General features: G+C 41.9%; 4 protein-coding genes. 1 reads left to right on the top strand and 3 read right to left on the bottom strand.

The genetic code is table 11. The features are described from left to right. Window positions 1-205: 205 nt before the first annotated feature. Window positions 206-394 carry a hypothetical protein gene (locus IQ246_RS17730; protein ID WP_194004667.1) on the bottom strand — a complete coding sequence of 63 codons (189 nt, stop codon included), beginning with the start codon at window positions 392-394 and terminating at the stop codon, window positions 206-208. Window positions 395-660: 266 nt separating this feature from the next. Here IQ246_RS17730 and IQ246_RS17725 point away from each other — a divergent pair, with 266 nt between their 5' ends. Beyond that, window positions 661-3,507: an AAA-like domain-containing protein gene (locus IQ246_RS17725; RefSeq protein WP_194004666.1), complete on the top strand. Its 2,847-nt coding sequence runs from the start codon at window positions 661-663 to the stop codon at window positions 3,505-3,507. A gap of 238 nt (window positions 3,508-3,745) precedes the next feature. Here the strand turns inward: IQ246_RS17725 and IQ246_RS17720 are convergent, their stop codons facing one another. Further along, window positions 3,746-5,416 carry an alpha-amylase family glycosyl hydrolase gene (locus IQ246_RS17720; RefSeq protein WP_194004669.1) on the bottom strand — a complete coding sequence of 557 codons (1,671 nt, stop codon included), beginning with the start codon at window positions 5,414-5,416 and terminating at the stop codon, window positions 3,746-3,748. Between the two features lie 232 nt (window positions 5,417-5,648). Further along, complete coding sequence (locus IQ246_RS17715) at window positions 5,649-6,488, bottom strand: cyanophycinase (RefSeq protein WP_194004665.1); 840 nt, start codon at window positions 6,486-6,488, stop codon at window positions 5,649-5,651. Window positions 6,489-6,630 lie beyond the last annotated feature (142 nt).

Genomic DNA, 6,630 nt, shown 5'->3' with positions numbered 1-6,630 from the left:
GATGGGGCATGGGGCATGGGGGATGAGGGATGGTTTTTTATTTACAAAAATTTTGCTCTAAGAGGATGTTTTAAAAGTTTTCGGCGAATATAATAATTCGCTACTACACAACCAAAGTTTATCTCCGTGGACTAACACCAAATCAAGGGTTTGTTAATCTGCAAAGGCAGGTTTTGTCTGGTGTAGTCAAGCCACTGCGTTGGTATTAGCGTTCGCGTAGCGTCTCGTAGAGAAGCGGTAGCGAGTCTTCTCCCAAGGGTAGACGCCAAGGGCGAACGAGCGTCAAGGGTTTCCCGACTTGTAGCAAGTGGTGCGCGATTTCTAATCGCCAGGATACATGAAAATGGACTTTTAAAACATTCTCTAAAAATTTAGCGATCGCTGTACTCAGCATCTTAATTCATGTAATTTAGAGAAGCGATATAATCCCAAGTTAGGGCAAGTTGGAGACTTTTGTTAAGCTTTGTAATCTCAAGTTTTTATCGGCAGCAAATTTTGCTAACGATGTCTAACGAAAAGCGCAGAGGCGGATCTAAGGCTTTGCACTGTGTGTCTATGCATTGAACTGTGCTGTGAAATTTGCGATGTTGGATGTCAAAAAATTATCTACAAATTGCTAATGATTATGTTAGTTTTTTTGTTTTTTAAAAATACTTCTATATGAGATACCAAGTAGGGGGCAGTCTCCACAGTGACGATCTCACATACATTGTCCGTCAGGCAGATGAACAACTTTATGCAAGTCTGAAAGCTGGTGATTTTTGTTATGTCTTAAACTCTCGCCAGATGGGAAAGTCATCTCTACTACAGCGTACAAGTTATCATCTCAGACAAGAAGGCTACAAGTGTGTTTATTTGGACATGACGCGCTTGGGTAGTGAAGATACTACACCAGAACAATGGTATAAAGGTGTGATTGTCAGCTTGTTCTACAGCTTAGATCTGGTGAAACAAGTCAACTTTAAGCAATGGTGGGAGATGCAAGCAGGCATTTCCTCGGTGCAGAAACTAAACCAGTTCGTTGAAGAAGTGTTGCTACCAAATACTCAAAAAGGCGATCGCATTTTCATCCTTATTGATGAGATTGACAGTTTGTTGAGTTTGACTTTTCCTGTGAGTGACTTTTTTGCCTGGATTCGTCATTGCTACAATCAGCAAGCAGACGACCCGAAATTTCAACGCTTGGGGTTTGCATTATTTGGAGTAGCCAGTCCATCTGATCTAATTGCAGACAAACGCCGAACACCTTTTAACATTGGTACAGCAATTGAGTTATACGGCTTTCAATTGCATGAAGCCACACCATTGCTCAAAGGGTTAGAGGAAGCAATTAGCCAAAGTGAAGCAGTACTGCGAGAAATTATTTACTGGACAGAGGGACAACCGTTTCTTACCCAAAAAATCTGTCGATTAATTGCCCAGAAAGCTTTAGAAGCATCAAATAAAAAAATTGAGTTACCAGTAGAAAGCGTAGCATCTTGGGTAGAAGAACTTGTGCGATCGCAAATTATCCAAAACTGGGAATCAAAGGATGATCCAGAACACCTCCGCACGATTCGCAATCGCCTACTTTTCCAAGAACACCGAGTAGGAAGATTACTAGGACTTTACCAACAAGTGTTGCAAGCTGAGGCATTAGGGAGCAGAAAAGAAGAGTTTTCCTCTGTGCCTCTTCATCCTGTACCGAGCGATGATAGTCGAGAACAGATAGAACTGTTGTTATCTGGTTTAGTGGAGAAACACAACGGCTATCTCAAGATCAAAAACCCCATCTATCGGAGTGTCTTTAATGCTCAATGGGTGAGCAGACAGTTAGACAATCTCCGTCCTTACTCCCAAACATTCAATGCTTGGGTAGCCTCTTGCTATCAAGATGAATCGCGTCTGTTGCGAGGACAGGCTCTAAGAGATACTCAAAACTGGGTGCAGGGAAAAAGTCTGAGCAATTTGGATTATCAATTTTTAGCCGCTAGTCAAGAATGCGAACGGCGAGAAGTGCAAATAGCATTGGAGGCAGCACGGGCTAAAGAAGTAGAAGTACGACTAATACAAGAGAAAAGAACGGCTTCATTGCAAAGATTTGTGCTAGGTGCAGTATGTATCGGGTTGTTTGTCTCTAGCGGTTTGGGGGTAGAGATTTTCATTTTGTACCGCCAAGCTCTCAAAAGTGAGAATCAAGCTAGGAGCAGCGAAATTCGAGCGCTTGTATCCTCTTCTGAGGGACTGTTTGCCTCCAATCGCAGATTTGATGCCCTCATAGAAGCAATAAAAGCCAAACATCAACTGCAAAAATTAGATAAATCAAACACAAATATTCAACGTCAGGTGGACAATGTATTACGGCAAGCAGTTTATGGAGCAGATGAGTACAACCGTTTTTCCCGTCATACAGCGGCTGTTCTAGCAGTAGATATCAGTCCTGACAGTTCTCTAATTGCCTCAGCAAGTATAGATAAAACAATTAAGCTTTGGCGACGTGATGGTACAGAAATTGCAACTCTCAAAGGTCATCAGGCAGCAGTTAAGGCAGTCGCTTTCAGTTCTGACGGTCAGATACTCGCCTCGGCAAGTGAAGATAGCACCATTAAACTGTGGAAGCTAGACGGTGAGCCAGCGCTGAAGGAGGGTATCCAACGCCAGTCGCTCATGGGGGAAACCCCCATCGCCCTTGGCGTCTCCCCTTGGGAGAAGACCGCGCTGGCTCCTCCGGAGGCAACTGGGGAACCCCGAAGGGGCATCTTGCTCAAAACTTTAAAAGGTCATACTGCTTCGGTCTGGGGAGTAGCCTTTAGCCCTGATGGTCAGTTCCTTGCCTCTGGCAGTTTCGACGGAACGGTGAGACTCTGGAAGCGAGACGGCACCTTGCTCAAGACGCTTCAAAGTGACAAAATGGGGTTTTGGGGAGTCGCTTTTAGTCCTGATGGTCAAATCGTTGCTGCCACAAGTCTAAATAGGACAGTAAAACTCTGGAAACGAGACAGTTCGGGCTGGGAAAACGCTAAGCTTGTACAAACTCTCCAAGGTCACACTAGTTGGGTTGTAGGAGTAGCTTTTAGCCCTGATGGTCAAACCATAGCTTCAGCAAGTGAAGACACAACTGTTAAACTTTGGCGGCGAGAAAGTATAGGTGGAAGCTACCGTCTTGATCAAACTCTTAAAGGCCACAGCGCCGGGATTTGGGGAGTTGCCTTTAGTCCCGATGGAAAAATAGTTGCTTCTGGTAGCGTGGATGCTACTATCAAACTTTGGAAGCTAGATGGTACGGAAATAATGACCCTCAGAGGACATACCGCAGCAATTAGGGAAATTGCGATCAGCCGCGATGGGACTTTTCTAGTCTCAGGGGGTGATGACAATACACTTATTTTGTGGAATTTGCCGCGAATTGTCAGTCTAGATGCACTGACTTATGGTTGTGCTCTGGTAAAGGATTATTTGAAAACTAATATAGCAGTGGAGGAAGGCGATCGCTCGCTTTGCGATACCTCTAGCAGAATTCAGAAGTAGAAGACGCGATTAATAGTTAAGCTCGACTTTATCCATTTTTTGGCAACGCGAACGCTATCGCTAAAACCTTTGTGTGACGGTAGTTTTACTTTTTTAACTTCATCCATAATCTGTGACGTGGAAAAAGTATTTGCCAAAAAGCCAGGGTTTTTGCCGAATAAAGAAAGCCAAGTTTTTAATTTTGGATAAAGTCGAGCTTAGAGTAAAACAGTAGCGTATTGTATTAGAAGCAGGATAATTACTGTGAAACAAATATCTTGGCTGTATGGCTTGGCAAGTTCGTGACTAAACCATCCTCCCCAGCTTCCACCTCACAGTTGCCGAACCAATCTCGCCAATACTCAGCAGTTGGGAAGTCTGAAATTTCATATTGATTTAGATTCTGGTCGGAGAAATTTGCCACGACAACGACATCCGAACCCTCTTCATCCCAACGGGTATAAGCCAGCACTTTAGCATCTGCATTTTCGTGGAAAAACTCTATATTGTCACTTTGCAAAGCTAGATTTTCCTTGCGTAAGGCAATGAGTTTTTTATAATACTCAAGTAAATTACGATTCTGTTCGCCTTCCAACAAAGACCAAGTAATTTTCTGCGGCTTAGTCACGCTTTCGCTTTTTTGCTGGTATTCGCCAAATTCTTCTCCCATCCACAGCATCGGTATACCCATCGCTGTCATTAACAGAACGGCTGCTAACTTTGCTCGCCCAAATGCATCTGCGTCAAAGACAGCATGATTGCCTAATTCTCGTAACAAACGCTCGCGATCGTGAGTTGCCAAATAATTGATCACATTTGTTGCGATCGCATAACCTTGCTGTCTGGGATCTAAAACTTGCTTTAATTGTTCTAATTCAAATTTTTCTCCACAAATAAGTGGAACTACAAAGTAGTGAAAACTCTCATGCCAACAAGCATCTAACGGGCCATCTGGCTTGACTACATTACTTGTATCGGGAATATGTTCGGCAATATTATAAAACTGTTTAGGTGCAACATGGTTTTTCCCCTGCTCAGCCAACCAGCCTAGAAATTCAAAGTTATTCAATTGACGTACTGCATCAAAACGAATTCCATCTATGTGATACTCTTTAATCCAAAATTGCACTACGTCCCCAATGTATTTCCATGCAGGCTTAACATCTAACTCTTGGTCATAATTATTATAGTTAAACTCTGGGCCCCAGTAATTATCTGGGTCTTCAGGATAATGTGCATGTTCGTAGTACCAGTAATTCCGGTCAATCAGCATTAATGGGCATTCCTTATCTGTATGGTTATAAATTCCATCCATGAAAACGCGAATGCCTCTACCATGACACTTGTCAATTAACCGCTTTAAATCTTCTGTTGAACCGTAACTAGATTCTGTAGCGAAGAAGTGGCGAACTTTATAGCCCCAACTATAATCACCAGGATATTCATTAACTGGCATTAATTCAATTGCATTAATCCCCAATTCACAAAGATAATCTAGCTTTTCGATGACTCCTAAATATTTACCCCGTTTATTAGGATTCACCTGATTACCAGTAAAATCTGCAACGTGCATTTCATATATAACTAATTCCCGATTATCCGGCAATGGCATTTCGTCATGTTGCCAAATGTAAGTATCAACAATACGTTGACCTTCTTTAATTTGCACTACACCACAATTTTTATCTTCATTAACATTTGTTGCATAGGGATCTATAACATCTACCCATTCATCTTGTGCAAAATTTGGACTCTTGCTTTGAATACGAAACTTGTATTCATAAACGCCGTCTTCTAGTTGGGCTTGAGTCCGAAAATATCCATCCTCACCTTTTCGCATTGGCATTTCTTTCCAATCCGAAAAAGACCCTATTAAAGCTACTTCTTTATTTCGAGGAGCAAACAACGTAAATTCAATTAAACCTGGCATTTCAACCATCGCAGAGAATTTTTACATGAAACAATTAATAAAATATTTTGTAATTTAATAATATTTCTAGCTTCTTTCTCAAGTAATAATAAAATAATTAATCCTCCCTTCTATCCTCTCAAATAGGGGCAAGTTCCCCTTTTTAGAGTCGGTTGGGAGGATATTTAAAAGGTGAATGCCACTATTTTACATAGATTAACTACTCACTCAATTTAAATGTATCTGCTAAAAGTTAGGTGTTTGTTGAACCAACTGGTACGGAGCCATTATTTAGAATGGGCTGGCGGGTTTTGAGGTCAAATTTGTAGCCATTTGGCAAGATATGAAGCTTTGAGTTGAAAATTGCTAAAGGCTCATCTTTCAAAATTTCATCGAGATTATTATATGTAGCCTCTGATTCATCTACAATCGTGACTACACCTTCTCCAATCACTTCAATTTGGTTATCGGTAACAACCATAGCTGTGTTTTCGTCAATACCGAATCCCAAGACAGCAGGCTCTTGTAGCAAAGCTGCAATTAAACGTCCCAAACGTCCGCGCTGAGAAAAGTGCTGGTCGATTACTACTCCTGGTAAGAAACCAAGACCAGGCCCCATCTCTACAACTTCAATTCGTGGGTTTGTCTGCGAGTCTCCTTCCACAATCATTTTATCTGGCATTACAGCAGCACCAGCGCTTGTGCCTGCGATAACTATGCCTTCAGAGAAGCGTTTATGAATAGCTGCATCGATTTCAGTATCTTTAAGGATGCTGGTAATCCGAGCTTGGTCTCCCCCAGTAAAAAATACACCAGTTGCTTTGTGAATAGCTTCCAACGCTGTGGATGAGGTTGCATCTTCACGGGATTCGGTGTCAACAATACGAACATTCTCGGCTCCCAACCGCTCAAATACTCTAATATAATTTTCTCCCACTTCTCTTGGTAGTTCTGTGGCTGCTGTCATAATCACAATACACGCCTTTGTACCGCCAGCACGACGTACAAACTCTCTAAGAATTTGGGAGTCATTCTCTTTATCTTCAGCTCCTCCAATAATTACTAGTTGCCGTTTGGTTGTATTATCCGCCATGATGCCTCCTGATTTGGTTGATAAATTTCAATAAAGCATGACAATCAAAACTGTAGAATCACTCATTTGGTAGATTACGATACAAAATGTCAAAGTAAGATGTGCGATCGCAACTCAGCACAGAAAAATTTTAAGGAAAAGA

Origin of the sequence: aff. Roholtiella sp. LEGE 12411 (assembly GCF_015206995.1) — a bacterium.
Lineage (GTDB): Bacteria > Cyanobacteriota > Cyanobacteriia > Cyanobacteriales > Nostocaceae > Komarekiella.
The sequence above is the reverse complement of the archived record's forward strand: the minus strand, read 5'-3'. Positions and strand labels throughout refer to the sequence as shown.

What these genes read in the sequence shown, in the direction of transcription:
- IQ246_RS17730 (WP_194004667.1), bottom strand. Translation starts at nt 394, where the DNA reads ATGCTGAGTACAGCGATCGCTAAATTTTTAGAGAATGTTTTAAAAGTC.
- IQ246_RS17725 (WP_194004666.1), top strand. Translation starts at nt 661, where the DNA reads ATGAGATACCAAGTAGGGGGCAGTCTCCACAGTGACGATCTCACATAC.
- IQ246_RS17720 (WP_194004669.1), bottom strand. Translation starts at nt 5,416, where the DNA reads ATGCCAGGTTTAATTGAATTTACGTTGTTTGCTCCTCGAAATAAAGAA.
- IQ246_RS17715 (WP_194004665.1), bottom strand. Translation starts at nt 6,488, where the DNA reads ATGGCGGATAATACAACCAAACGGCAACTAGTAATTATTGGAGGAGCT.